Annotated in this window: 1 protein-coding gene; it reads left to right on the top strand. The window is 64.4% G+C overall.

What is annotated here, in order from left to right; translation table 11 throughout:
• Positions 1–127: 127 nt before the first annotated feature.
• Positions 128–1,438 (top strand): ISL3 family transposase, encoded by a 1,311-nt coding sequence (locus NQ034_RS16020; RefSeq protein WP_257050019.1) that lies wholly within the window; start codon positions 128–130, stop codon positions 1,436–1,438.
• Positions 1,439–1,441: the final 3 nt, after the last annotated feature.

The following is a 1,441-nucleotide window of genomic DNA, read 5'->3' as shown; positions in this document are numbered from 1 at the left end:
GGCTCTTCCGGATTGAGGGTGTAGAGAATTATCCGACAGGGGTAGGTGTGTCGTAGGGGGTGTGAAGAAGGCCCCGCGGTGAGAATGGGAATTGTCTAGAAACCGATTCCTCACCACAAGGCCTTCGATGCTCAAGCCTACCTTCACGACTCCTGATCTCACGACTTTCACGGGACTCGACGGTCTCGGCCTGCGCGCCGTCGGCCAGTACCTGACGCCGGACCGGGCGATCATTTCGTGTACTGTCGTTGAGCCGGACGACTGGTGCCACCGCTGTGGGTCTCCGGGGGCTCCACGGGACACGCTGGTGCGCAGGCTTGCTCACCAGCCGTTGGGCTGGCGGCCGACGGCTCTGCACGTGCGCGTCCGACGCTACAAATGCACAGAGTGCGGCCACGTCTGGCGGCAGGATACACGTGCAGCGGCCGAGCCGCGCGCCAAATTGTCGCGGACGGGGCTGCGGTGGGCGCTGGAAGGAATCGTGTGCCAGCACCTGACAGTCGCTCGTGTCGCTGACAGCCTGGCGGTGTCCTGGGATACTGCGAACGCCGCGGTGATCACTGAGGGACGGCGGGTGCTCATCGACAAACCCGACCGTTTCGACGGCGTGCAGGTCATCGGCGTCGACGAGCATGTGTGGCGGCATACGCGCAAGGGCGACAAGTACGTCACCGTCATCATCGACCTCACCCCGGTTCGGGACAAGACTGGGCCTGCGCGCCTGCTCGACATGGTTCAGGGCCGGTCCAAGGCCGTGTTCACGGCCTGGCTTCAGGCCAGGCCCCATAACTGGAGAGACGCCGTGGAGGTCGTGGCGATGGACGGGTTCACCGGGTTCAAGACCGCCGCCGAGACGGAGTTGCCCGACGCGATCGAGGTCATGGACCCTTTCCACGTCACCCAACTATGCGGGGATGCCTTGGACCGGAATCGGCAGCGTATCCAGCAGGAGACCACCGGGCACCGCGGCAGGTCTGGTGATCCGCTCTACGGGATCCGCCGGACCCTGCACACTGGGGAGGACCTGCTCACCGACAAGCAGCGGACCAGGCTCATGGTCGCGTTCACCGATGAGCGTCACGCCGAAGTGGAAGCGACCTGGGGCGTGTACCAGGACGTCGTGGCCGCGTACCGGCACACCGACCCAAGGGAGGGCAAGCGCATCATGGCCCAGCTCATCGACAACATCAGCCGAGGAGTGCCAAAAGCACTGCGCGAGGTCATCACGCTGGGACGCACGTTGAAACGCCGGGCCGGTGACATCCTGGCATACTTCGACCACCCAGGAACGTCCAACGGCCCCACGGAAGCCATCAACGGAAGACTCGAGCACCTCCGAGGCTCCGCCCTCGGCTTCCGGAACCTGACCAACTACGTTGCACGCAGCCTCCTGGAAGCAGGGGGATTCAGACCCCAACTACACTCCCAAATCGGATGAGCC

Source organism: Brevibacterium moorei, from assembly GCF_024580735.1.
GTDB classification, from domain to species: domain Bacteria; phylum Actinomycetota; class Actinomycetes; order Actinomycetales; family Brevibacteriaceae; genus Brevibacterium; species Brevibacterium moorei.
Note: the sequence above shows the minus strand (reverse complement) of the source record. Positions and strands in the feature narration are given on the sequence as shown.

Excerpts from the sequence above, each read along its gene's own strand:
- NQ034_RS16020 (WP_257050019.1), top strand. The coding sequence starts at position 128 with ATGCTCAAGCCTACCTTCACGACTCCTGATCTCACGACTTTCACGGGA.